This is a genomic window from Gardnerella sp. DNF00257 (assembly GCF_049262745.1).
Taxonomy (GTDB): domain Bacteria; phylum Actinomycetota; class Actinomycetes; order Actinomycetales; family Bifidobacteriaceae; genus Bifidobacterium; species Bifidobacterium piotii.
This window is the reverse complement of sequence record NZ_CP058403.1, coordinates 91,848-114,542: the sequence shown is the minus strand read 5'-3', so window position 1 is coordinate 114,542 and position 22,695 is coordinate 91,848. Positions and strand designations below refer to the sequence as shown.

The following is a 22,695-nucleotide window of genomic DNA, read 5'->3' as shown; positions in this document are numbered from 1 at the left end:
AGAAAACAGCAAAACAGAAAATTTTTTAGTTTGTTTTGATTAAAAAACAAAATATATTACTTTTTTTAGAATTTATGTGCCTGTAACAAAAAATCGCGTGTGTCTTGCATAACACACGCGATCAAACTTGCCCTAAACAAAAGTTTAGGCGTATTCACAAAAGATTAGAATCAGACGCTTGCAACGTCATCAAACGAATCTTCTTCGTTGAGAATAATACGCTTGCGATTCTTCTCAATAACAGGATCTGGAATTGGCACAGCGCTAATCAAAGCCTTAGTGTACGGATGCTTAGGATTATCGAACACCTCATCCGTTTCGCCAGATTCAACAATGCGTCCGTGGTACATAACAGCAATTCGGCTAGAAATATGACGAACAACCGCCATGTTGTGAGCCACAAACAAGTAAGCAACACCCAACTTGTCTTGCAAATCTTCAAGCAAGTTAATAATTCCAGCCTGAATAGAAACATCCAAAGCCGAAACAGGCTCATCAAGAAGAAGCAGCTTAGGGTTTACAGCCAAAGCACGAGCAATAGCAATACGCTGACGCTGACCACCAGAGAACTGCGTTGGGAAGCGATCAACCTGATCCGGATTCAGCTCAACAAGCTGCATAAGCTCCGCAATACGCTGACGAATCTCTTCCTTCGACTTCTTTTGAACATGAAGAGGCTCTGCCAAAATATCGTAAACAAGCATACGAGGATCAAGAGAGCTCATAGGGTCCTGGAACACGTATTGAATCTTAGAGCGAAGCTCGCGACGCTGCTCTTTAGTCAATTTATCGTTAAGTTCAGTACCGAAGACGGTAATAGAGCCAGCTTCTGGCTTCTTTAAGCTCATGATTTCCATCAAAGTAGTTGACTTACCCGATCCAGATTCTCCAACAAGAGCCACCGTTTCGCCTTCGCGAATCTCAAGGTCAATGCCATCAACAGCGCGAACTTCGCCAACCTTGCGTCGCAAGAAACCGCCACCTGTAATTGGGAATGTTTTAACTAAGCCCTTAACATCCAAAACAACCTTGCGATCCTCGCGAGGAATGCCTTCAAACATTGGCTTAATCGTTTTTTCGGTTTCTGCATGAAGCATCGCACGAACAGTTTCGCTTTCTGCCTCAAGGCCCATCATATCGCTGGTATCGCCACTCTTTTCTTCTGCAATCAACATATCCATTGTTGGCTTAGAGATTGGAGTTAAGCGGCGAGTGCGCTTTTGATCAACGCGCGGAACAGCGCCAAGCAAGCCGATTGTGTATGGCTGAGTTGGATGAGCAAAAATCTCCTCAACGCTATTATGCTCAACCAAATGACCCGCATACATAACAATAACTTCGTCTGCAACGCCAGCAATAACGCCCAAATCGTGAGTAATGAAGATCATTGCGGCGCCAGTTTCTTTCTGAGCCTTCTTCAAAACATCCAAAACCTGAGCCTGAATCGTAACATCCAAAGCGGTAGTAGGCTCATCAGCAATAATAATATCTGGGTTGTTAGCAATTGCCATTGCAATCATAACGCGCTGACGCATGCCGCCAGAAAACTCATGAGGGAACGCCTTTAAGCGCTCAGCTGGCTTAGTAATACCGACCAAGTTAAGAAGCTCAATAGAGCGATCGCGAATCTGATCTTCGGTCATATTTGGATTATGAATAACCAAAGCTTCCTTAAGCTGATCTCCAATAGAGAACACTGGAGTTAAAGCAGAAAGAGGATCCTGGAACACCATTGCAATGTTCTTACCGCGAATCTTACTCATCTCTGCATCAGACTTTGTTAAAAGCTCTTCGCCCTTATAAACAACAGAACCCTTAACAGAAGCATTCTTATCTAGCAAGCCCATAACAGCCAAAGAAGTAACAGACTTACCAGATCCAGATTCGCCAACAATACCAATTGTTTTGCCGCGATACAAATCAAAGTTCATATTGCGAACAGCGTGGACTGTACCAGCTTCCGAAGCAAAGCTAATTTGCAAGTTGCGTACAGAAAGAAGTGGTTCGTTGTTCTGATTTTCCATTGCAAAGTCTTCCTTATTTGCGTTATTACCCATATCAGTCATGTTTAAACCTCCAACAAGCCTTACTCGGCCTTACCAACAGACCTAGAATATGGATCAATCGCATCGCGCAAGCCATCTCCAATAAGCTGAACGGAGAAAGTCAAAACAACCAAAACCGCAGAAGGAACCAAAAGAACCCAAGGAGATGTCATAACGCTACTTTGACCAACGTTAAGAAGAGTACCCAAAGAAGTATCTGGAGCCTTAATACCAAGACCCAAGAAGCTCAATGCTGTTTCGCCATTGATTGCACCAATAACACCAAGAACCGTGTTAATAATCAAAACGGAACCAAGATTTGGAACAAGATGGCGAACAATAATGCGGAACGAAGAAACGCCTTCAAACTTAGCGGCACGCACATATTCGCGTTCGCGCAAGCTCAAAGTCAAAGTTCTAAGCGTACGAGCGTAACCAATCCAGCCAAAGGAAGTCATGCCAAATGCAAGCCACAACCAATCGTTGCCGCCAGTAGCAGAGCTAACAATCAAAGCAATAAGCAAGAAGGATGGAACAATCAAAAGCATGTCTAGAAGCCACATGCCAACCTGCTCAAACCAACCTTCAAAGTAAGAAATAGCAGTACCAACCAAAGCAGCAATAATCGTAATCGAAATGGAGCTTACAATACCAATAGAAAGCGAGCGACCAAGTCCGCGAACAACCATTGCATACATGTCTGATCCGCCAGGCGTAGTTCCAAGCCAATGCTCGGCGCTAGGAGGAGTTGCAAGAGCCGTAAAATCAGGCTCGTCGTAGCCCCACTTGCTAATCTTAGAGCCAAACAAAGCAAGAAGAATCAAGAGAACAAGTAAAACTAAGCCAACAACAGCGGATGGACGCCTAAAGAAGCGGCGCGTATAAAGCGTTATTTTGCCTGTGCGCTTAAAATTACCCCAAGAATTAGCAGTTGCCTTCTTATCAGCAGCAGACTCTTGAGCCTTTGAAGATACATCTTTTTTACTCATATCAATACACCTACACTGTTGCGCAATTAGCTCAAACGAATACGAGGATCAAGCCAAGCGGAGAAGATATCTGCCAACAAGGCTCCGGCCAAAGTACACACGGCTCCGAACGCAGCAATAGCAACAGAACCATTAATGTCGTTATTAGAAATAGTTTGTACGAAGTAGCTACCCAAACCGTTAATTGCAAACACGGTTTCGGTAATCACAGCGCCCGTAAACACGCCTGCAATAGAGAAGGCAACGTCTACGGCAGTAGGAATCAAAGAAGTACGCAAAGCGTGACGACGAATAGCCACATTTAGAGGCAAACCCTTAGCGCGAGCAGTACGAACGTAATCAGCATTCATAGTATCGAGCAAATAGGTGCGCTGCGTAAGATGGTAGCCAACCATGCCAGGAACGGTCATAACAATTGTTGGCAAAATCAAATGCTGCAAGAAGTCAAGAATAAAAGCAATAGGATTAGAACCCTGATAGGAATGTAATCCAGTAACAAAGAACAAACGAGAACCAGCAGCGTTATTAACGCTGATTGCAGCTAAAACAATAAGTAATCCAAACACGGCGGCTGGAACAACAAGCAAGAACGTAGCAATAGAGTTAAGAACCCTGTCTTGCCACTTATATTGGCGAATAGCAGTATAAACACCAACGCTAACGCCTAAAACAATACCAAGAACAGTTGCGCAAGTAACCAGCTGCACCGATGCACCGATTCGCGCAGCAATCGCAGGACCAACAGGCGCTTGCTCTGGGCTTAATCCCCAATCCCAACGAGTAAGAACGCCAGTAATCCAACGCAAATACCTTGTAATAACTGGAGTTTGGTCGTTAATATTTGCTAAATCCAAAGAACGGTTAATCGAAGGAATTGGCGGATGCGGATGCCTAGACATATAGTTCGATCTCGGATCCATAAATGCACTTGCCAAGAAATACGTCATGGATACGGACACAAACAGCATCACAACATAATTCAGGCATCGTTTAACGATGTATCGTATCATTGTGACTCTTTTCTACGTCTAAACATTGTTACCTCCATCTGGTAACTGCAAACTTACGCTTGCACACTGCCATCATTTAATCACTAATTAAAAAGGCAAATCATAAGCGTTTAAGGCACACTTAAGTAAGCCCTAATAATTTGGACGTGTAATTAGTATATTTTTAGCTAACCTATGTACATTGCTTAAAATAAACATGTAATAACACGTAATAAATAGTAATCTTAACCAAAATTAATACATAAAATTGGCAAAATATCAAAATATTTAACGAAGTTACTTAAAATTTACGAAAATTAGTTGCGCAAATCGCCATAAACACATAAAAATGCATATTTTGCATAAACGAAACACAAACACTCGCAAACACTTAAAGCCGCGCAAAACGCGACTCGTGCATTGAGCAAGCTACAATAACACTTATTCATTACTTTCAAAACAATCAAAACAAGGAGATATATGTCTGAAAACGTAAAAGCCGTTACACTAAACGACGTTCGCGAATATTCTAAGCATTTTAACGAACAGCGAGCAAATCGAGTAGCAGCAAACGCTTCGGTATCGAGCGGCGTTCTTAAAGCAGCAACAAGCTACCAGGGTCAGCGCGCACTTCCACGCGAATTTTCTATAGAACTCAAGCAAGGAACAATAACAAACCAACAGCATTCTGGACGTTGCTGGATGTTTGCATCGCTTAACACTTTGCGCTACGAGCTTATGCATAAGTGGAATCTAGAAGACTTTGAGTTTTCCGAAAGCTACTTGTTCTTCTGGGACAAGATTGAAAAAGCAAACGCATACTTGGAAAACGTTTTGGAGACTTTAGATGAGACATTAGATAGCCGAATTTTTGAGAGCATTAACTACGGTCCGATTGACGACGGCGGATGGTGGCAAATGTTCGTTAACTTGGTAAACAAGTACGGACTTATGCCAAAGAGTGCATACCCAGATTCGCAAAACGCTACCGATTCCGAAGCATTCGTGCAATACATTAATAGCAAGCTTCGCGAGTTTGCATGCGAGTTGCGCGAAGCACACAAGAATGGCACTTCTATGGAAGAGTTGCGAAAAATGAAGATTCGCGACTTGGAAACTGTGTACCGCATGACCGCGATTGCTCTTGGCGAGCCACCAGAGCGTTTCGACTTCTTTGCACGCACTAAAGATGACGACGATAAGAAGGACGATAAGAAGAGCGACGAAAAGAAAGACGATAAAAGCAGCGAAAAGCCAAAGAGCGGTAAAGACGATCGCCCAATGATTTGCGAATACGGCATTACGCCACTCGAGTTTGCAAAGAAATACGTGCCAGTAGACGTAAACGACTTTGTAAGCTTGTGCAACTCCCCAATGGAACGCACTCCGTTCAACAAGCTCTACCAACTCAAGTACACAACAAACGTTGCCGAGACTAAGGAAATGGAGTTTGCAAACGTTGCGCTAGAAGTGTTCCGCAAAGCCGCTGTTGATCAGCTAAAAGACGGACACCCAATTTGGTTTGCTTGCGATTGCACGCAATTCTCGCTAAGGCAAGAGGGCTTCTTTGACCCAGCAGTTGTGCGCGTAGACGAGCTATTTGATGTAGAGTTTACATTCGACAAAGCTAAAGGTTTGGAATACATGGATTGCCCAGGCAACCACGCAATGACCTTTACTGGCGTAAATCTTAACAAAGATGGCGAGCCAGACCGCTGGAAGATTGAAAACAGCTGGGGTAAAGATAACGGCGAAGATGGATACTACGTTGGATCCGCGCAGTGGTTTGACCGCTACGTTACAGAAATCATTATTAACAAGAAGTATCTTGATGAAGCAACGCGAGCAATATTGGATCAGGAGCCTGTAATGCTTGATCCGTGGGTGCCACTTACAAAGCGCTGCCGCTAAACTTGATTTAGCTTGATTTAGCGCAAGCTGATTTACAAACGCAGATTGCATTCGCAAATTACAAACGCAGTCTGCGTTTTTTATTTTATTGCGCTTTGAAGGAGCTTGAAATTGCATAACGCATTTCAAGCTCCTTCAAAGCGTGATTTGGCTCAAATGTAAAGTCCAGTGGACTTTACATGCCAAATCAGCCGAGCGGCTACTAATAGCCGTGCGCTCCGACCTGCCTTTTCGCTTAAAGCGTAGCGCGAAAAGGTAATTCGGAGCGCTGAGCAGCTCAAGGCAGAAGCACTGCTTCTGCGCTGCGAAGACGTGAGCGCGCTTAGACCGCGCGAACGAAACGCCTCTTTCGCTGCGAAAAATCTCGAATCTCTACCTCACTTAGCGTAATCATGTAGTGCGATTGTACCGAATTTTGGTGTTTTTTGATACAAACGCACTACACAAACACGCAAAACTGTAGTGCGATTGTATGGCGACACGCCGTATTTTAGGTACAAACGCACTACAAGATGCACAACAGAAAGAGAAAAATGACACATTTGGCAGATCGAAGTCATGGGTAAGCGGCGAACACTTGAAAAAGATAAAAGATAAAAAAGAAGCCCGGTGGGAAAGAGAAAACCCACCGGGGCAGAGAGAAAGAGAGAAGAAGGTTTCAGTTATGGGGTTCGCGAACGAACCTCACTGATGGAAGAACCATCAGCAATATTCATTATAACCACATTTTTCTCGCAAAACACGCATATAAACTAAAAATTTCCTGAAAATTTTTTCATATTCCTGGCAGTATGCCAATTTTTTGTTATATACGTCACTCTTCCTTAAAATTTTCCGCTAAAATCACTCAGATTCCAACGATTTTTTAGCTGCAGCCAATCTTTCTTCGTCAGCTTTACGACGAGCAGCAAGAGCAGACTCAAAACGCTCAAGCTCCTCATCAATCGCCTCTTTAGGAATCTTGGCAAAAATCGGAGTTGGCTTAGCAACAGGAGTACCAGTAACCAACGGCTCACTTTCCCATGGATGAACAGTCTTTCCAAGCTCATAGTCGCCAGTAATAATCGGGTACTTAAAATCTGGATTATCTAAGTCGCTCACCTCTTCGATTCTTGGAAGCGGCGAGAACACTCCCGTTCCACCAAGAGCTTCCCAAACTTTTTGCGCAGAATGAGGCAAGAATGGAGCAAGCAAATGATTAGCGTCCGAAACAGCTTGTGCAGCAACATGCAAAACCGTTCCAAGACGAGACTCGTCATCCTTAATCTTCCAAGGCTCCGTAGCAGAAATATACTTGTTGATATCCGACACAACGCGCATAGCCTCATTAAGAGCATTCTTTTGATGATGACGCTCAATCAAACCACCAACAATCTCAAAAGCGTTAGAAGTTTGATCCAAAAGCGCACGGTCCATATCTGTCATTGAATTTTCATCCAACGGCGGAATCTCTCCAAAATTCTTATTAATCAAATTTGCAACACGATTAACAAGATTGCCCCAACTTGCTGCAAGCTCTTCGTTATTGTGGCGAACGAACTCTGCCCAAGTAAAGTCGGCGTCAGAATTTTCTGGACCCGCAACGGAAATGTAGTAGCGCACAGCATCCACTGGGTAGCGCGCCAAAATGTCTTTAACGTAAATCACAATTCCGCGCGAAGAACTGAACTTCTTACCTTCCATGGTCATAAACTCGGAAGCAACAACCTGCTCTGGCATGTTAAGTGGACCATAAACGCCAGACTCGCCACCCTTAGAGCCAGCGCCGTTATACGCAAGCATCTCTGAAGGCCAAATTTGAGAATGGAAAGTAATGTTATCTTTGCCCATAAAGTAGTAGCCAGGAGACTTAGGATCGCACCACCAATCGCGCCAAGCGTCTGGCTTGCCCTGCCTACGCGCCCACTCAATGGATGCAGACAAGTAGCCAATAACGGCGTCAAACCACACGTACAAGCGCTTATTTGGGTTATCAATCCAGCCTTCTACAGGAACTGGAATGCCCCAATCAATGTCTCGCGTAATTGCTCGAGGCTTAACTTCCTTAAACAGGCCAATTGAGAAGTTAATAACATTTGTACGCCAACCATCCCTGGAATTAAGCCACTCCAAGTTTGCGTTTGCTAAAGCAGGCAGATCAAGGAAGTAATGTTCTGTTTCTTCAAATCGCGGAGTTTCACCGTTAATCTTAGAAACAGGGTTAATAAGCTCGTCTGGATCCAGCTCGTTTCCACAAGCATCGCACTGGTCGCCTCGCGCGCCGTCCGCGCCGCAAATCGGGCATGTACCCTCAATGTAGCGGTCTGGAAGAGTGCGGCCTGTAGAAGGCGAAATCGCAACCTTTTGAGTTCCCTTGTAAATATAACCATTCTTAAGGCACTGGCGGAACATCTCTTGAACAACATGCTCATGATTTGCTGTTGTTGTGCGCGTAAACAAATCGTAGCTTAAACCCAAATCGCACAAGTCTTTAGTAATCACGCGATTATAGCGGTTTGCAAGCTCTTGCGCGCTCACGCCTTCTTTATCTGCCTCAACTAAAATCGGCGTGCCGTGTTCGTCTGTTCCAGAAACCATAAGCACGCTGTTTCCCTTCATGCGCTCGTAACGCGCGTACACGTCGGAAGGTACACCAAATCCTGCAACGTGACCAATATGACGAGGGCCATTTGCGTAAGGCCATGCAACATTCACCAAAATATGACTCATAGCCAAATATTATCTTGTTCAGCGAGGACACATTAAATAACACACCGAAAAATCACACTAAAAAATCACTATAAAAATCGCTATAAAATCACTATAAAATCGCATAGCAAAGTAGATAAATCAAGCATAATCACGTGTAATCAAGCACAATCGCACACAACCACATTTAGTCACATATGATTTAGTCACATATAATCACATTTTTTGATGTAAAAAGCTAAAAATCCACTTTTCCACAATTACGAAAAATCGCGTAGACAAAAAAGTAAAACACGATATTGTGTATAAAACTTAGAAGATTAAAACCTAGAACAGCAGAACATTACAGAATTACGGCACTAAAACATTGCAACACTAAAACATTACAGCACTAAAAAAGTTGTCGTATTAAGCACATTACGCAGAAAGGAGAAACATGAGCACTTCAACGTTGAACAAAAAACGCACAATACACAATGACGAAAAAAATAAAAAAGCAATAAAAGACTACAAAAGACGCAAAGAATACAAAACTCGCGAAGAATACGAAGACTACAAAAACTATAAAGAATACAAAGACTACAAAAACGAAGAGATGATTTTATTTTCGGAAAAACAAAACGAGGAGCTGCCTATTCTTATAGACACAAAACACCTACCAGGGCCACTAAGCATGAAGAAACTATGCAATTTTGGAGCATTCAACAACGTTTCAATACGCACTGGATTTACACAATCTACCGCAAAAACCCCAGAAGGACGATGCAACGTGCTAAAAAATCTGCTTCCAAACGGAACAGTTGCATGCGCATTTACAGCATCTTGGATTTGGCTTGGCGGAAAAATCCCAAACATACTAGAGATAATATCCAAAAGTCATTATCGAATAAAGCCGTACGATCACCGACTACAAGTGTTTAGAAGAAAACTAATGAAAAAAGAACAAAGGGTGATTAAAGACTTGCACGTAACTTCTCCAGCGCGAACTATTTGCGACATTGCACTAACGCCATCAAAAAACATTTACGAAGAAATAAGAAGAGTAGATACTGTGTGCGAATTGGCGCAAAAATACAACACCAGTTTTAAAGATTGCGAAAAAATCATAGACAGCAATCCTTATTTTCCAGGAGCTGCGAAGGCAAAAGAGTGGATTAAATACATAATAGACAAGGACAATATTCTTTATGACTATTAGAGAAAATATTAAGAATTATAAAGCGAGCGCAATGCCGCCAAAACCGCCAATTGTGCTCACTGCGCAAGTCGCGTGCTGCGAAAACACAAGCAAAGACGTGCTATGGCATATTGCTAAGAACGTGCCTGAATTAAGAAAATGGGTTGTTGCAAACCCAGTCGCGGACGCAAAAATGCTGGAATACATATCTCAGCAAGGAGGGCCAGGCGTTAAACAAAGTCTAGATGTGCTTTTAGAAGCATACGAATATGCAAAAAATGGGGATTAATTGCTGCTTAATTTTCCACATTTGCACATTTTTTGCTTTTATTGATACAACTTTTGCACATTTGCACATTTTTTGCTTAATTTCCTATTTAGTTGTCCACATTTTCCTTGATTTTTAAGCAAGCTGCATAAACTTCTTTACGATTAGCAAAAGAGCCGTCTGAAAGAGGATTTTGTGAAACAACTCGAGTTATAGCGTCTTTTATTCGCAAGCCCTCGTTTTGTGAAAGATCGCAAGCCATTTTAGCAAGCTGATCCACGCTTAAATCAACGCTTTGTTGCGCAACATCACTTTCGCTAGCGCCCGAAAGCACAAGCACAATCTCGCCACGAGGAGGATCATTTTCTACGCTTTTTGCAATCTGCTCAATAGTTCCACGACGTACTTCTTCAAAATCCTTAGTAAGCTCGCGGCACAACGCCATTTTTCGATCTGCTCCAAAAACTGCAAGAAGAGCTGCCATTGACTCCGCAATCCTGTGCGGCGCCTCGTAAAATACGATTGTTCGCCTCTCTAAAAGAAGCGAGCGCAAATGCTGCATGCGCTCCCCCGACTTGCGCGGCAAAAAACCTTCGTAGCAAAAACGATCTGTTGGCAAACCCGAAAGCGCCAAAGCATCCAATACGGCACTCGGGCCAGGCGCGCAAGTAACAGGCAAATCGCGCTCTATTGCGCGGCGAACAATCGCAAGCCCTGGGTCGTTAATCGTAGGCATGCCAGCGTCGGAAACAACAAGAACAGTGCTGCCTTGCTCAACCTTGTCTAGTAAACCATCTGACTTATTGCGCTCATTGTGATCGTGATACGCAACAACTTGCCCAGAAACGTGCACGCCAAGGCGATTTGCAAGGTCGTAAAGCCTACGCGTATCTTCTGCTGCAACAATATCCGCAGTTTCTAGAAGATTAATTAAGCGCGCAGAGGCATCTCCCATATTCCCAATCGGAGTTGCTGCAAGAACAACTTTTCCTAAATTATCTTCTTCACTGCTCATCTTAAATCTCCTTATAAAACCTCTTAAGACTCTACACGAATTTATAAAATAACGCACATAATGCACACTAAAAACAAGATATTTGATTAGAATTATGCTTAAGTTTATGCTTAGTAATGCTTAAGTTTATGCTCAGTAATTATGCTTAACATAAATTGCAATCGCGCAAAACGAAAAGAGATACCATGAAGATTATAGAACGCCAAATTAAAGGCATTGATGGCAGTAACGCGCTTCTAACTGCATATGTTTTAGACGATAATTTAGATAGCGAAGGGGATCAAACGCGACCAGCAGTGCTGATTTTGCCAGGCGGCGGATTCTTGCGCGTTTCTAATCGAGAAGCAGAGCCTATTGCTATGAAGTTTGCTGCCGCTGGATTCCACGCTTTTGTTTTGCGATACTCGCTTGTGCCTAGCGCACACCCTACTCAGCTTTTGGAAGCCGCGCAAGCTATGCAATTGATTCGCAATAATGCAGCAGAATGGCATGTAGATGCGCAAAAAGTGGCGATTATTGGATTCTCTGCAGGAGGCCATGTAGCCGCAAATCTTGCGACTAGCGTTAGCGACGATGTTGAAGAAGCAAATGGATATAACGCAAATGACGTGCGCCCAAATGCTCTTATGCTTGCTTACCCTGTGATTTCTGCTGGCGAATACGCGCATAAGCCAACTTTCGACCGTCTTTTTGGAGACGTAGATTCTAGTACTCGCGAGCAACTCGTGGAGCAGCTTTCGCTTGAAAATCACGTTGATTCTAAGACTCCACCTGTGTTCGTTTGGCAAACGATTACAGACCAGACGGTTACAGTTCAAAACTCGATTATGTTTATTAATGCTTGCGTTAAAGCTGGCGTAAGCGTGGAAGCACATTTGTTCCCTAAGGGCCCGCACGGCTTGGCTTTGGCGGTTAAAGAGACAGCTAAGCGCGATGAAAATGGCGCAGTGCTGCCTGAGTTTGTTCAGCCAGAAGTTCAGCAATGGATTGATCTTGCTTGCGATTGGCTGCGTCGCACTTTTGCACCGCTTTCATAACCTAGATTGGTGTGCCTATGCAACCATGTAGTGCGTTTGTACCGAGTTTACGGCGTGTCGCCATACAATCGCACTACATAAACACGCAAAACTGTAGTGCGATTGTACCGAATTTTGGTGTTTTTTAATACAATCGCACTACAGAAATTTTAATCACACAATCTTTGGCATTGGCGTTGTTAGTGAAGCTGTAAGGTTGACTTGAACAACGCCTGCGCCAGAATGAACTTCCACCTTTTTAAGTGTTACAGTGCGAGAATCAGCAGGCGCGTGGTCGTCATCCGTCATGGTTGCTGGCGATTTTACAGCAACAAGAGCCAAGCTATCAAAATCGACACCAGCCTTATTGCACCAATCCTGCGCTTCCTTCAACGAATCAGCAAAACCTGCTTTGTCGATTACACGCTCAGAAGGCACTCCATACGCCTCGAAGCAAAGCAAATTAATACGCTCGCGAAGCGACTTTCCACGTCTGCTTTGTGGAACTTTTGTTTCTGCGTCATCTGTAATCACAGACACAAAATCGTCTAGCTGATCTGCCAATCCATCTCCGCCATCTCGGAAAAGATTGCCAACAATCGGCTTTCGGAATCCCAAAGTCTTAGCTTGTTCAAGCAAATCTGGAACTTGCCCATCTTCCCCATCCCACAAATTAATAAGAGGGAAAGTAGGAATATCAAGCGACTCAAGGCGCGAAACGTGGAACGGGTAGCGCCACGCAAGCGTTTCGTCATCTCGCCAAGTGCTGGCACGAGTAACAACAACCGCAGCAGCAGGCCACTTTGCACCAAACTCGCGAGCAGCAATATCTAGCCACTTTTGCGCGCCAGCATCCGTGCCATAGCCTGCTTCCACAACAACAATATCGTGCAATGCGCAAGCCATCTCAACGCTTACAAGGCTTGGAATTCCAAGAGAAACGTTGGCAAATGGCCCGCAATGAACGTAAATCGGAGAACCATTAATCGTCTCTGTTTTTGCAGGCTTTACAGCATCAGCAAGAATATTTGTGATTCGCCACAAGTCAACAAAATCGCCAAATTTAACAGGATTCCCGTCTTTTGTTCCAGCAATCATAGAAGATACGCGATTTGCGATTTCTTCCATGCTTCTAGAAAGCACTACGATTTGCATAAGTTCGCAAGTTGGCGTTAACACAACGCGCTCTGCAACCGTGCTCTTGCCAAAATCAACAGCAATACTACGCAAAGATCTTGAAGGCACTTCGCTTACTCGCGGCACTAAAATCGTGTCTAAAATACCGTCGTCAATCGCCTTTTCTGCAAAAGAAACAAGCAAATTCTGCGCGCATTCAATAGCCGCCATTTCTCCGCACAATCCCCAATCGATTAGCTCAGGGTGTGCAAGAGATGACTTTCCGCCGCCACTAGCGCCGCCTTTAGAACCCGCCGCAGTAATGCCCATGCTTGGCTGCCTTAAAACAGCCGCCGCATCTACTCCGCGTTCGCGCAAAGCGTCTACAAGCGCAATAGTGGTGGTTGTTTTGCCTTCTCCTCTAGAAGCCTTAAGAGGAGTATCTGCAGTAACGAGCAACACTTTACCGTGCTTTCTTGGCTCGCTTGGATTCTTCTTTAGATAATCCATAAATCCAAAAGCGTCGATTTTTTTAACCAGTCCAAATTGTGCAGTAAACGAATCAAGAATGCTCATATTCCCCACTTTCAGGCAAAACGCCTAATAGACGCTCAACAACAAATACTCAACAACAAACGTTCAATAACAGATGCTCAATAAGCGCTCAATAATAAACGCGCATAGCTAATGTAAATGAACAATTTTTATACTATACGATTGCATAGGCGTGGTATAGCAATATTACATTAAAACTATGCGCGTTATTAGTAACGTCTATAACGGCTTGCGATTAGTGATCGGAGCGATTAAAACCATTCTTCATTCGCATGCTAGTTATGTACAGAACTGTGTCAAGCAAAGAATCGGTTTCTTTCTTTAACTTTGCTGCCATACCCTCGTTCGCTTTAGCCAAAGCCGCGCGCACGTCTTCGTTTCTAAGCTGCGCAATAATAGCATCCACATTCCGAACTAAATCATCATAATCTTCGCCTTCATCACCTTCGCGCTCTGGCTCGTAATCCTTCAAAGAAACGCCAAGAATCTTTGCAACAGCAGCATCCGTAGACTTAACCATTGCGTGGCCAAGAGAACCAACAACTTCTTGGTAACGCTCAATCGCATTTGCAGTGTCGTTAAATGCAGCATCCGCAAGAGCTGCAATAATGCGATTTTCCCAATAGAAGTTTTCGCTTGTTACGCGAGTAGTTGTATCTTCCAAATACTTTGGAGTTTCGTTTACATTTGCGTAGAACGGAACTAAAGCATTAAACGGGTTAGAGCCGTACGCCATCCACTGAATTGTGCGGAACGCTTCTGGCATATAAGGGCGGATTTGCATAACAGCCAGCTGGCTTTGGCGATTAATGCCGATTGGGCGGAAAAGATGACGCGTATGCTCATCGCCAAGCTTGCCGTAAGGATCGTACTCAGTTCCCTGATAGTGCGAGCTAAGCACGTACTTAACGTCTTCAACCGTCACTTTGCGCTCAGGCTGACGCGCCCACGGAATATCGTTGCTATCTGGCTTATGATCCGCGTCTTTACCATCCCACACTTCATCATAAGGATTCAAGAAACGCTCCATAAACCACGCGCGCGGCGTGTTGTACACGTGATCCGCATCTGAATGGGATCCAAAAGCATCTCGAGGATTAAACGGCGAAGCGTTTTCTACCGACAAATCTAAGTGGTTTTCTTCAATAAACTCAAGCAAATCAGCCGAGCACATGTGCTCTTCTTTGTCTCCTAGAGCGTCTTCTAAATCAAACTCGTCAATTCCAAGCTGATTTGGCATAACAACATACGCCTCGTCTGGCACACGCTTAGCAATCCAGTGGTGTCCGCCAACAGTTTCCATCCACCAAATCTCGTTTACATCCGAGAACGCAACGCCGTTCATCTCGTAAGTGCCGTACTTTTCTAGCAACGCGCCCAAACGCTCAACGCCTTCGCGAGCGCTACGAATATAAGGCAAAACAAGCGTTAAGAAGTCTTCTTCTCCAATTCCGCCTGGCACTTCTGGCTTATAATCAGCGTCGCCTTCCTTGCCTTGCGCTTTTTGAAGCTCCACCATTGGGTCTGCGCCCAGCACGCGCTCGTTGGATGTAAGCGTTTCTGTAGCGCTCATTGCCACGTTTGCTTCGTTAATGCCAGCTTCTCCCCAAATTCCTTCGCGCAAGTCTGCGTTTGGCACGCTTGTGTATTGCATTGGATTATCTGGAAGCTCTACTGTTACGTGGCTAAGCACGGACTTATAAACGCGAGGCTGGTCTTGCGGCTTAACTACTACTAAGCGCTTTGGGTTAAACTCGCCGTTTGCGGAGTCTTCGTTACGCGCAATAAGCGTGGAGCCGTCGTAGCTCGCTTTGCGTCCTACTAAAATTGTTGTGCATGCCATATTTGCATCCTCATTTTTCTAATTTTTGATTATTTTGGTTATTTGATTATTTTAGATAATTTTGTTTGTTTAGATTAGTTTTGCTTAGTTTTGACTATTTTACACACGCGCATCTAGTCGTAAGCTGCTTGCGATTAATCCGCGCGAAGCCATATAAAGCCTAAATCATAAGCACAAAGACCAAAATTCTAAAATCACAAAATCCTAAACTCTAAGCTTTTCCTCGCAAATATAATCCGTTAACGTCTACATACGAATCATAATGCCTGATTTCATTCATCATTTCGTTAAGGTAGAAGCCCTCTTTAAGATTTGGAAGAGGTTTTTGCGTGCCGAACACTTCTAGCATGTAGTCGTGATCCTTGTCTGGAGGCTGCGGACCGTTGTAACGCATAGTAATAGAAGGGTCCGTGCATCCCACAAATCGGCTAGCTTGCGAGTTTCGCCCTTGCACAACTTCTGGAATCATGGTTGGCATTGTGCGCGAAAAGTCCTGAGGAATTTGCAAAGCGCGCGAGTCGTTAAAGTCAAACATAAGCGCTTCCACTGGAACATTTGCCACAACCCAATGAATCCACTGGAATCCGCACACTGGTATAGCGTCGTCGTCTACAAATCGCCAATGCAAGTAGTGCACAAAATCAGGCAACTTGTCTACATAAAATGGAAAAGACACGACTGGAACGCCGTTAATCTTGTTTTCTTTCGGCGCAGCTTTTGCAAAGTTGTCTGGAATAGTGGTGAAATCTGTAGAAATATTCATAATTTAAGTATCTACTACCGCTGTGACTATACAAAATAATTCATTTTTACACAAATGCACTTCCGCACTTTGTACCATATTTGACCTAAATCACGTACAAAACCCGGAGTTATTTTCCGCACTTTGTACCAAAATCGACCCAATTTACGTACAAAAAGCGGAAAATCGTTCGCGCATTACAGCGCGCTCAGGCAGATTACAGCGAGCATAAAAGCGCTTCAAAAACAAGCGTTGCATTGCCATTCCCAGCAAGTCGCTTTTTAGCCACAGCAAGCGCATCAAGACATTTAAGCGCGCGCTCTGCTGTAATTTTTTTAGAAAGCTGCATAATCTCTGCTTTAAATTCTTGATTCACAAGCGGCGTTTGTAATTGCGCATTGTTTAGAACAACAAGCACATCTCTGTAAATGCTGCAAATCGCGTCTATTGCGCGGTTTAGAACATCTCTACTTACGCGAGTGACTTTGCGCTTAACGTCGTCTTTTTTGCCAATCGCATTGTATGCGCTACGAATTTTAGGCGGAATTTTATCTGTTGGCTTAATGCCATTTATGCGCAAAAACTCGCTTTGCTCGGCTTCAACAGATTTTTGCACTTCGTCTTCTGCCTGCGCTTTAGCGTCTTCGATTAGCGTTTGCGCAAGCATAATCGCATCTATTGAGCGGCCAAGTCGCAAAACACTAGCCACAAGCTCTTCTCGCTTGCTTCTAGCACGCTCACTTGTTGCATAAAGCATTGCTAAATCAACGTTTCCTTGAGCTACGCGAGCCACATTTTCCGCCGTTTTTGCATCAATGTGTGCGCTTTGTTGCACGTATTCTTGAACATCTTGGTCATTTGGTTGCGACAAATTCACTATTTGAGACCTAGACCTAATTGTTGGCAAAACATCCGCCGCGCTTGCTGCGCAAAGAATCCAAATTGTGCGAGGTGCTGGCTCTTCGATTTCTTTTAGCAAAACGTTTGTTGTGCGCTCAAGCATACGCCCAACGTCTTCGATTATTATGATTCTCCACGGCGCAACACTTGGCATTTGCTCCGACATGGACACTATTTCGCGCACTTCGTCAATGCTTACTGTAACTTTGTCTGTGCTTAAAATGTTTACGTCTGGGCTTGTTCCAGCCAATACTTCACTTGCGATTTTATCTGGATTTATTTGAGTATTTATTTGAGTATTTATTTGAGTGGCGGAATTTTCGGCGGCTCGGTTGCTTGCAATTTTTCCGCGCGATTGCAATGCTGCTGCAAACGCTCTTGCCACTTTTGCGCACCCAAATCCAGCTGCACCGCAAATAAGCCACGATTGCGCGATTTTGCTTGAATCGCCTTGCGCTACTTTTTTAAGACGCTCAACAACTTGCGATTGACCAACTACCGATTCCCAAACGTCCATTGCTAAAGTCCTAAAATCCTAAAATCCTTGATTTTCTGCGGTTTCTGGCGATTTTTCGCAACAGTAACGCACGCCAGCATTATCCATCAACTCGCACACGTCTTTAGCAATCAACTTCGATAAATCGCAAGCTGGCAAAGTGGCATCTAAAACGCAAAATCTTTGCGCATTTTTTGCAGCAAGATCCAAAAACGCTTCACGCGTGCGCTTCGCAAAATCAAGCCCTGCACTTTCCATGCGATCCGCCTGCCCATGCAATCGCACAGCAGCATCCTTCTCGCTCATATCTAGCAAATACGTGCGATTTGGCCAAAGGCAATTAGACGCCCACTCGCTTAAATCGCGCACGTCTTGCATAGTGAGCTCGCGCCCACCCGATTGGTACGCTAGCGAAGAATCAATGTAGCGATCCGTTATAACAACCGCACCGCGCTGCAATGCTGGAATAATGATTTGCGCAGCGTGTTGAGCACGATCCGCTGCAAAAAGCAGAGCTTCGGCACGCGCACAAATCGAATCTCCGTGCAAAAGAATATCTCGCAACTGTTTTCCCAATTGCGTGCCGCCAGGCTCTCTAGTCACAACAACCTCAAGCCCGCGCGCTTGCAAAAAATCGCGCAAAGCTTCGACTTGCGTTGTTTTCCCAACGCCGTCTATACCTTCAAAAGATATAAAAAGACCCTTAAGACCCTTGTTTAAGCCACTAAGCCCGCTTTTTTTAAGACATATAGCCATTTTCGCATACCTCTTACGGGTTTACTCGGATTTAGTCGTAGACTTTTTTGCTGTGCTCTTTTTTGCAGCAGGCTTTTTAGCTGCTGTTTTCTTAGCAGCCGTCTTCTTTGTTGCCGTCTTCTTTGTTGCCGTCTTCTTAGCGGCCGCTCTCTTGCGCTTTACAGGCCCTGCCGCGCGCTTTTGCGCCAAAAGCTCAAACGCAACTTGCGGCTCAATCGACTCAGGCGTGTATTGCTTTGGAAGCGTGCGATTCGTAACGCCATCCGTAATATAAGCTCCGTAGAAGCCATCTTTAATTACAACTGGCTTGCCGCTTTCTGGGTCTTCTCCAAGCTCCCTAAGTGGCGGTTTTGCAGCTCCACGCGTGCGCTTGCCGTACTTTGGTTGCGCAAACAGCTCCTTAGCTTCGTCTAAAGTCACGCTAAAAATCGCGTCTTCGCTTGCAAGTGAGCGGTTATCTGGCTTAGAATCCGCAGCCGAATCGCCAGAATCCGTTCGCTCGTAAGTCTTAGTCAAATACGGGCCGTATCGCCCATTATTCGCCTCAATCCTTGCGCGCTTAACCTCGCCCTGCTCGTCAACTTCTTCTACAACGCCAACTAATCGCGGCAAATTCAAAAGTTTCAAAGCGTCTTGCAAAGTTATTGTTGCAGGGTCCATTGTTTTGAACAAAGACGCCATTTTTGGCTTAGCTTTAGCAGTCTTCTTGGATTTTGCAGAAGACTTTGCAGAAGACTTTGCGCCAGTTTTAGCGGAATCGTCGGTTGCTTGCGACTTACCCTCGCCCGAAGCCTCATCCGCAGCCTCAACAAGCGCAACGTACGCGCCAAAACGCCCGTTCCTAACTTCTACACTGCCGCCAGTTTGCGGATCTGTTCCCAAAACGCGCGGGCCGTCAGAGTTGTTCTCAATCAAATCTCTAGCAACCTGCTCGCTCAACTCGTCTGGAGCTAAAGTGCTTGGAATCGAAGCTCTGCGCGCATTGCCCTCTTCGTCTAGATTCTTAGTATCTTCCAAATATGGGCCGTATCTGCCTACGCGCACGTGCAATCCGCCGCCAATATCAATCGTGTTAATCTCTCGAGCGTCAATCTCACCAAGCTGATCAACCTGCTTTTGCAAGCCTTCACGCATTGCAAAGTCGCCAGCAACCGCAGAATCGCAAGCAGCCGCCGCATCATCTCCAAAGTAAAACTTGTAAAGCCAATCTTTACCAGCTTCCTCGCCATGCGCAATGCGGTCCAAGCCATTTTCCATGTCTGCTGTAAACGCGTAGTCAACGTAAGTTGGGAAATTAGATTCCAAAAGCTTAATAACCGCAAAAGCAAGCCAGCTTGGAATCAACGCACGCCCACGCTCATACACGTATCCGCGGTCAATAATCGTAGAAATAATGCTAGCGTAAGTAGACGGCCTACCAATCTCTTTAGCTTCAAGCGTTTTAACTAAAGACGCTTCCGTATAGCGAGCTGGCGGCTGAGTTTCATGACCATCCGCACTAACTTGCAAAGCTTTAAGAACATCGCCATTAGCCATAGGCGGCAAAGCCTTAGACTGCTCGTCTTCGCTAAATCCGCCAAACACCTTCATAAATCCAGCAAACTCAATAACGGTTCCAGAAGCCTGGAAATTAGCCGTTCCAAAGCTGCCAGCTAAAGCGTCTAGCTTAACTGTAGCTGTAAAACCAGTAGCATCCGCCATTTGAGACGCAAGCGTGCGCTGCCAAATAAGCGTGTAAAGCTTAAGCTGATCGGCAGGCAGCACGCCAGCCAAATCCGCAGGATTCCTAAAAGTAGATCCAGCAGGACGAATACACTCGTGCGCTTCTTGAGCGCCTGCAGAAGTCGTAGCATACTGCTTTGGAGAATCCGCTAAATACTCGCTGCCAAAACTAGACTTAACGCAATCTCGAGCCGCAAAAATCGCCTCTTTAGAAAGCGTTACAGAATCCGTACGCATGTAGGTTATATAACCGTTTTCGTACAAAGATTGGGCCGCGCGCATAGTTTGGCGAGAGCTCATAGACAAGCGGTTTCCAGCAGTTTGCTGAAGAGTAGACGTTGTAAACGGAGGCAATGGGCGGCGGCGATACGGCTTAGTGTCCATTGAGTTTACAACAAAATCGGCCGCGCCAAGGATTTGTGCAATCGCGCAAGCGTCTGCCTCGCTTAAATAGTGCGCTAAAGCAGATTCGCCCTTGGCTTTTTGAAGCTCTCCAAGCGAGTTAAAATCTTTAGAACCAGCCAAACGCGCTCCGTTTAGAGCCGTCATTCGCGCCGTAAAATCAACGCCGTTTGCACTCAAATCCGCGCAAACATCCCAGTAGCTTGCTTTTCTAAACGCCATTCGCTCGCGCTCGCGCTCAACAATCAAACGCGTTGCAACAGATTGCACTCGACCAGCCGAAAGACCTGGCCCAACTTTACGCCACAAAACTGGCGAAAGCTCGTAGCCGTACAATCTATCCAACACGCGGCGCGTTTCTTGCGCGTCAACCATGTGGTTGTCAACGTCTCGCGTGTTAGCAAGCGAAGCTTGAATCGCGGGCTTTGTAATCTCGTGAAACACCATGCGCTTTACTGGAACTTTTGGCTTAAGTGCTTGCACAAGATGCCAAGCAATCGCCTCTCCTTCGCGATCCTCATCAGTTGCGAGGAACAATTCGCCCGACTTTGCGAGCGCAGCCTTTAAGTCCGAAACTGTTTTCTTTTTATCTGCGCCAACAACGTAGTATGGCTCAAAACCATTGTTTACATCTACGCCAAACTTGCCAAATTCCGCCTTTTTAGCGGCTGGAACCTGACTTGGCTGTGCTAAATCGCGAATATGGCCTACAGACGCCATAACCGTGTATCCGCTTCCAAGATATCCGCCTATTTTACGCGCTTTAGTGGGAGACTCCACAATGACAAGCTTATTCTGCTCTGTCATACTCTCTCCTTTCATTCATATGCATTCTATATGCAATTCCGCGCTTTTATTACTAAATCCACGCCAACTCTAACGCAATACGCGCTGCAAATTCTGCAAAATCAACAAAATCAAACTTTGCGAAATATCAGCATATACTCCTATATATACCACTTTACTTATTTTTTATTCAATTTTAATTATTTTTTATTCAATTAGACGATAGCATTTTTAACAAATCGCTTTCATTAGACTGACTTTGCTCATCGCTTTTTGATGGTGCAGCAGGAGGCATAGGAGGCGCTCCAACTAATCCGAGTCTGCTTAAAGGAGCGGCCGCGCATTGCTTAATAACCATTAAAACGCCGAAGGTTAGGCTACACGCACCTGCAACAGCCCAATATGTTAAAACGTGCGAAACGCCAATCGCCCATTTTGCGCCCAGCTCAATGCCTGGCATGATTTGATAAAACATGTACGCAAAATACGAGATGCAAATAACGCCCATTGTAATCATTGCGCTTCCAACAATTTGCACGCTTATAGACGACTTTCTGCGTCCAGGCAAATCCATTGCAGAACCGCGCGTAAAAGCCATTACAGCGCAAGAGATTGCGCCTACTATTAGTACCGACATTACAACGTCTGCAGGTCTATGCCAGCGGCCTCCCATAAGTGCCACAGCCAGCAAAAACGTTATTAACGCTGCTCCAGCTGCAGCCCATGCTCTAAACGCGCGAGACGCCGCGCAAACAAGTATTGCGCAAGCAGCCGCCATTAAAAGAGTGTGGCCAGAAGGTGCGGAATTTTTTGCAAGAGTAGCAATGTTTACAAGCATTTGCCTAGGAAGAATGCGTTTTAATGGCTCTGCAGCAAGCGATAGCACGAATATTGCACAGCATTGTGCAAGCAGCAACCATCGTTTTCTTATGATTGATATTATTAATGCCGCAACGCAAATTAGTGCAGATAAAACTATAACGATTATGGAACTTCTAAGCGGCGCTAAAATTGCGGCGAATGTTGGCGGAATGGCACTATATCCAAAAGTGCTGATTACCATTTCTTCGTACGATTGGCCGATTGGTGTTCTAACAGCTAGAAGCCATACAGCACTAGCAGATGCAGCAAAAATCAATGCGAATATAGCGCATAACACGATTGTTGATATTCTAGGGCGATTCATCAATGGATCGAGCTTAGAAATATCTTGATTGACTTTGCTGCTATTAGAGTTTTGAGTTAGCTGGATATCGCCGATAATCTGGCTATTATCACT

The 22,695-nt window shown here is 44.8% G+C and carries 18 protein-coding genes; 6 read left to right on the top strand and 12 right to left on the bottom strand.

Annotated elements, in window-relative coordinates:
- Nucleotides 1-170: 170 nt before the first annotated feature.
- The 3 genes from HXT23_RS00400 to HXT23_RS00390 are packed head-to-tail and all read right to left on the bottom strand — an operon-like array spanning nucleotide 171 to nucleotide 4,044.
- Nucleotides 171-2,066: an ABC transporter ATP-binding protein gene (locus HXT23_RS00400; RefSeq protein WP_016795340.1), complete on the bottom strand. Its 1,896-nt coding sequence runs from the start codon at nucleotides 2,064-2,066 to the stop codon at nucleotides 171-173.
- A gap of 20 nt (nucleotides 2,067-2,086) precedes the next feature.
- Complete coding sequence (locus HXT23_RS00395; protein ID WP_004132192.1) at nucleotides 2,087-3,034, bottom strand: ABC transporter permease; 948 nt, start codon at nucleotides 3,032-3,034, stop codon at nucleotides 2,087-2,089.
- A 26-nt stretch (nucleotides 3,035-3,060) separates the two neighbouring features.
- A complete protein-coding gene (locus HXT23_RS00390) occupies nucleotides 3,061-4,044 on the bottom strand; it encodes an ABC transporter permease (protein WP_032813401.1) in 984 nt (327 codons plus the stop codon).
- A gap of 459 nt (nucleotides 4,045-4,503) precedes the next feature.
- Here HXT23_RS00390 and HXT23_RS00385 point away from each other — a divergent pair, with 459 nt between their 5' ends.
- Together HXT23_RS00385 and HXT23_RS00380 are read left to right on the top strand one after the other, a co-directional pair.
- Nucleotides 4,504-5,934, top strand: a complete 1,431-nt coding sequence (locus tag HXT23_RS00385; protein ID WP_016838477.1) for an aminopeptidase C — start codon at nucleotides 4,504-4,506, stop codon at nucleotides 5,932-5,934.
- A 472-nt stretch (nucleotides 5,935-6,406) separates the two neighbouring features.
- Nucleotides 6,407-6,625: a hypothetical protein gene (locus HXT23_RS00380; protein WP_422112884.1), complete on the top strand. Its 219-nt coding sequence runs from the start codon at nucleotides 6,407-6,409 to the stop codon at nucleotides 6,623-6,625.
- A gap of 152 nt (nucleotides 6,626-6,777) precedes the next feature.
- On the opposite strand, the gene metG is transcribed toward HXT23_RS00380, so the two are convergent.
- Nucleotides 6,778-8,643 carry a methionine--tRNA ligase gene (gene metG, locus HXT23_RS00375; RefSeq protein ID WP_016838482.1) on the bottom strand — a complete coding sequence of 622 codons (1,866 nt, stop codon included), beginning with the start codon at nucleotides 8,641-8,643 and terminating at the stop codon, nucleotides 6,778-6,780.
- A 415-nt stretch (nucleotides 8,644-9,058) separates the two neighbouring features.
- Between metG and HXT23_RS00370 the strand changes: the two genes are divergently transcribed.
- Nucleotides 9,059-9,820: a hypothetical protein gene (locus HXT23_RS00370; protein ID WP_119529591.1), complete on the top strand. Its 762-nt coding sequence runs from the start codon at nucleotides 9,059-9,061 to the stop codon at nucleotides 9,818-9,820.
- Nucleotides 9,810-10,088 (top strand): hypothetical protein, encoded by a 279-nt coding sequence (locus HXT23_RS00365; RefSeq protein ID WP_020757442.1) that lies wholly within the window; start codon nucleotides 9,810-9,812, stop codon nucleotides 10,086-10,088. Before HXT23_RS00370 ends, HXT23_RS00365 begins: the two co-directional genes overlap by 11 nt.
- An 88-nt stretch (nucleotides 10,089-10,176) precedes the next feature.
- Here HXT23_RS00365 and rsmI read toward each other — a convergent pair whose 3' ends face one another.
- Complete coding sequence (gene rsmI, locus HXT23_RS00360; RefSeq protein WP_119529589.1) at nucleotides 10,177-11,082, bottom strand: 16S rRNA (cytidine(1402)-2'-O)-methyltransferase; 906 nt, start codon at nucleotides 11,080-11,082, stop codon at nucleotides 10,177-10,179.
- A gap of 185 nt (nucleotides 11,083-11,267) precedes the next feature.
- Here rsmI and HXT23_RS00355 point away from each other — a divergent pair, with 185 nt between their 5' ends.
- On the top strand, nucleotides 11,268-12,119 hold the full coding sequence (locus HXT23_RS00355) for an alpha/beta hydrolase (RefSeq protein WP_119529588.1): 852 nt from the start codon (nucleotides 11,268-11,270) through the stop codon (nucleotides 12,117-12,119).
- Between the two features lie 153 nt (nucleotides 12,120-12,272).
- Here the strand turns inward: HXT23_RS00355 and HXT23_RS00350 are convergent, their stop codons facing one another.
- From HXT23_RS00350 to HXT23_RS00320, 7 genes are all read right to left on the bottom strand, one after another.
- On the bottom strand, nucleotides 12,273-13,790 hold the full coding sequence (locus tag HXT23_RS00350; protein WP_422112883.1) for a formate--tetrahydrofolate ligase: 1,518 nt from the start codon (nucleotides 13,788-13,790) through the stop codon (nucleotides 12,273-12,275).
- Between the two features lie 214 nt (nucleotides 13,791-14,004).
- On the bottom strand, nucleotides 14,005-15,612 hold the full coding sequence (locus HXT23_RS00345) for a C69 family dipeptidase (protein ID WP_422112882.1): 1,608 nt from the start codon (nucleotides 15,610-15,612) through the stop codon (nucleotides 14,005-14,007).
- 211 nt (nucleotides 15,613-15,823) lie between these two features.
- On the bottom strand, nucleotides 15,824-16,375 hold the full coding sequence (locus tag HXT23_RS00340) for a YbhB/YbcL family Raf kinase inhibitor-like protein (RefSeq protein WP_115757704.1): 552 nt from the start codon (nucleotides 16,373-16,375) through the stop codon (nucleotides 15,824-15,826).
- Nucleotides 16,376-16,571: 196 nt separating this feature from the next.
- Nucleotides 16,572-17,771, bottom strand: coding sequence for a DNA polymerase III subunit delta' (locus HXT23_RS00335; RefSeq protein ID WP_422112881.1), 1,200 nt, complete (start codon nucleotides 17,769-17,771; stop codon nucleotides 16,572-16,574).
- Between the two features lie 18 nt (nucleotides 17,772-17,789).
- On the bottom strand, nucleotides 17,790-18,506 hold the full coding sequence (tmk, locus tag HXT23_RS00330; protein WP_422112880.1) for a dTMP kinase: 717 nt from the start codon (nucleotides 18,504-18,506) through the stop codon (nucleotides 17,790-17,792).
- Between the two features lie 21 nt (nucleotides 18,507-18,527).
- Nucleotides 18,528-21,437 (bottom strand): type I DNA topoisomerase, encoded by a 2,910-nt coding sequence (topA, locus tag HXT23_RS00325; protein WP_422112879.1) that lies wholly within the window; start codon nucleotides 21,435-21,437, stop codon nucleotides 18,528-18,530.
- Nucleotides 21,438-21,627: 190 nt separating this feature from the next.
- Nucleotides 21,628-22,254 carry a phosphatase PAP2 family protein gene (locus HXT23_RS00320; RefSeq protein WP_422112878.1) on the bottom strand — a complete coding sequence of 209 codons (627 nt, stop codon included), beginning with the start codon at nucleotides 22,252-22,254 and terminating at the stop codon, nucleotides 21,628-21,630.
- Between HXT23_RS00320 and HXT23_RS00315 the strand changes: the two genes are divergently transcribed.
- A complete protein-coding gene (locus HXT23_RS00315; protein WP_410294402.1) occupies nucleotides 22,241-22,630 on the top strand; it encodes a hypothetical protein in 390 nt (129 codons plus the stop codon). The genes HXT23_RS00320 and HXT23_RS00315 overlap by 14 nt on opposite strands.
- Nucleotides 22,631-22,695 lie beyond the last annotated feature (65 nt).

Coding starts and splice junctions, on each gene's coding strand:
- HXT23_RS00400 (WP_016795340.1), bottom strand. CDS start 2,066: ATGACTGATATGGGTAATAACGCAAATAAGGAAGACTTTGCAATGGAA.
- HXT23_RS00395 (WP_004132192.1), bottom strand. CDS start 3,034: ATGAGTAAAAAAGATGTATCTTCAAAGGCTCAAGAGTCTGCTGCTGAT.
- HXT23_RS00390 (WP_032813401.1), bottom strand. CDS start 4,044: ATGATACGATACATCGTTAAACGATGCCTGAATTATGTTGTGATGCTG.
- HXT23_RS00385 (WP_016838477.1), top strand. CDS start 4,504: ATGTCTGAAAACGTAAAAGCCGTTACACTAAACGACGTTCGCGAATAT.
- HXT23_RS00380 (WP_422112884.1), top strand. CDS start 6,407: ATGGCGACACGCCGTATTTTAGGTACAAACGCACTACAAGATGCACAA.
- metG (WP_016838482.1), bottom strand. CDS start 8,643: ATGAGTCATATTTTGGTGAATGTTGCATGGCCTTACGCAAATGGCCCT.
- HXT23_RS00370 (WP_119529591.1), top strand. CDS start 9,059: ATGAGCACTTCAACGTTGAACAAAAAACGCACAATACACAATGACGAA.
- HXT23_RS00365 (WP_020757442.1), top strand. CDS start 9,810: ATGACTATTAGAGAAAATATTAAGAATTATAAAGCGAGCGCAATGCCG.
- rsmI (WP_119529589.1), bottom strand. CDS start 11,082: ATGAGCAGTGAAGAAGATAATTTAGGAAAAGTTGTTCTTGCAGCAACT.
- HXT23_RS00355 (WP_119529588.1), top strand. CDS start 11,268: ATGAAGATTATAGAACGCCAAATTAAAGGCATTGATGGCAGTAACGCG.
- HXT23_RS00350 (WP_422112883.1), bottom strand. CDS start 13,790: ATGAGCATTCTTGATTCGTTTACTGCACAATTTGGACTGGTTAAAAAA.
- HXT23_RS00345 (WP_422112882.1), bottom strand. CDS start 15,612: ATGGCATGCACAACAATTTTAGTAGGACGCAAAGCGAGCTACGACGGC.
- HXT23_RS00340 (WP_115757704.1), bottom strand. CDS start 16,375: ATGAATATTTCTACAGATTTCACCACTATTCCAGACAACTTTGCAAAA.
- HXT23_RS00335 (WP_422112881.1), bottom strand. CDS start 17,771: ATGGACGTTTGGGAATCGGTAGTTGGTCAATCGCAAGTTGTTGAGCGT.
- tmk (WP_422112880.1), bottom strand. CDS start 18,506: ATGGCTATATGTCTTAAAAAAAGCGGGCTTAGTGGCTTAAACAAGGGT.
- topA (WP_422112879.1), bottom strand. CDS start 21,437: ATGACAGAGCAGAATAAGCTTGTCATTGTGGAGTCTCCCACTAAAGCG.
- HXT23_RS00315 (WP_410294402.1), top strand. CDS start 22,241: ATGTTTACAAGCATTTGCCTAGGAAGAATGCGTTTTAATGGCTCTGCA.
- HXT23_RS00320 (WP_422112878.1), bottom strand. CDS start 22,254: ATGCTTGTAAACATTGCTACTCTTGCAAAAAATTCCGCACCTTCTGGC.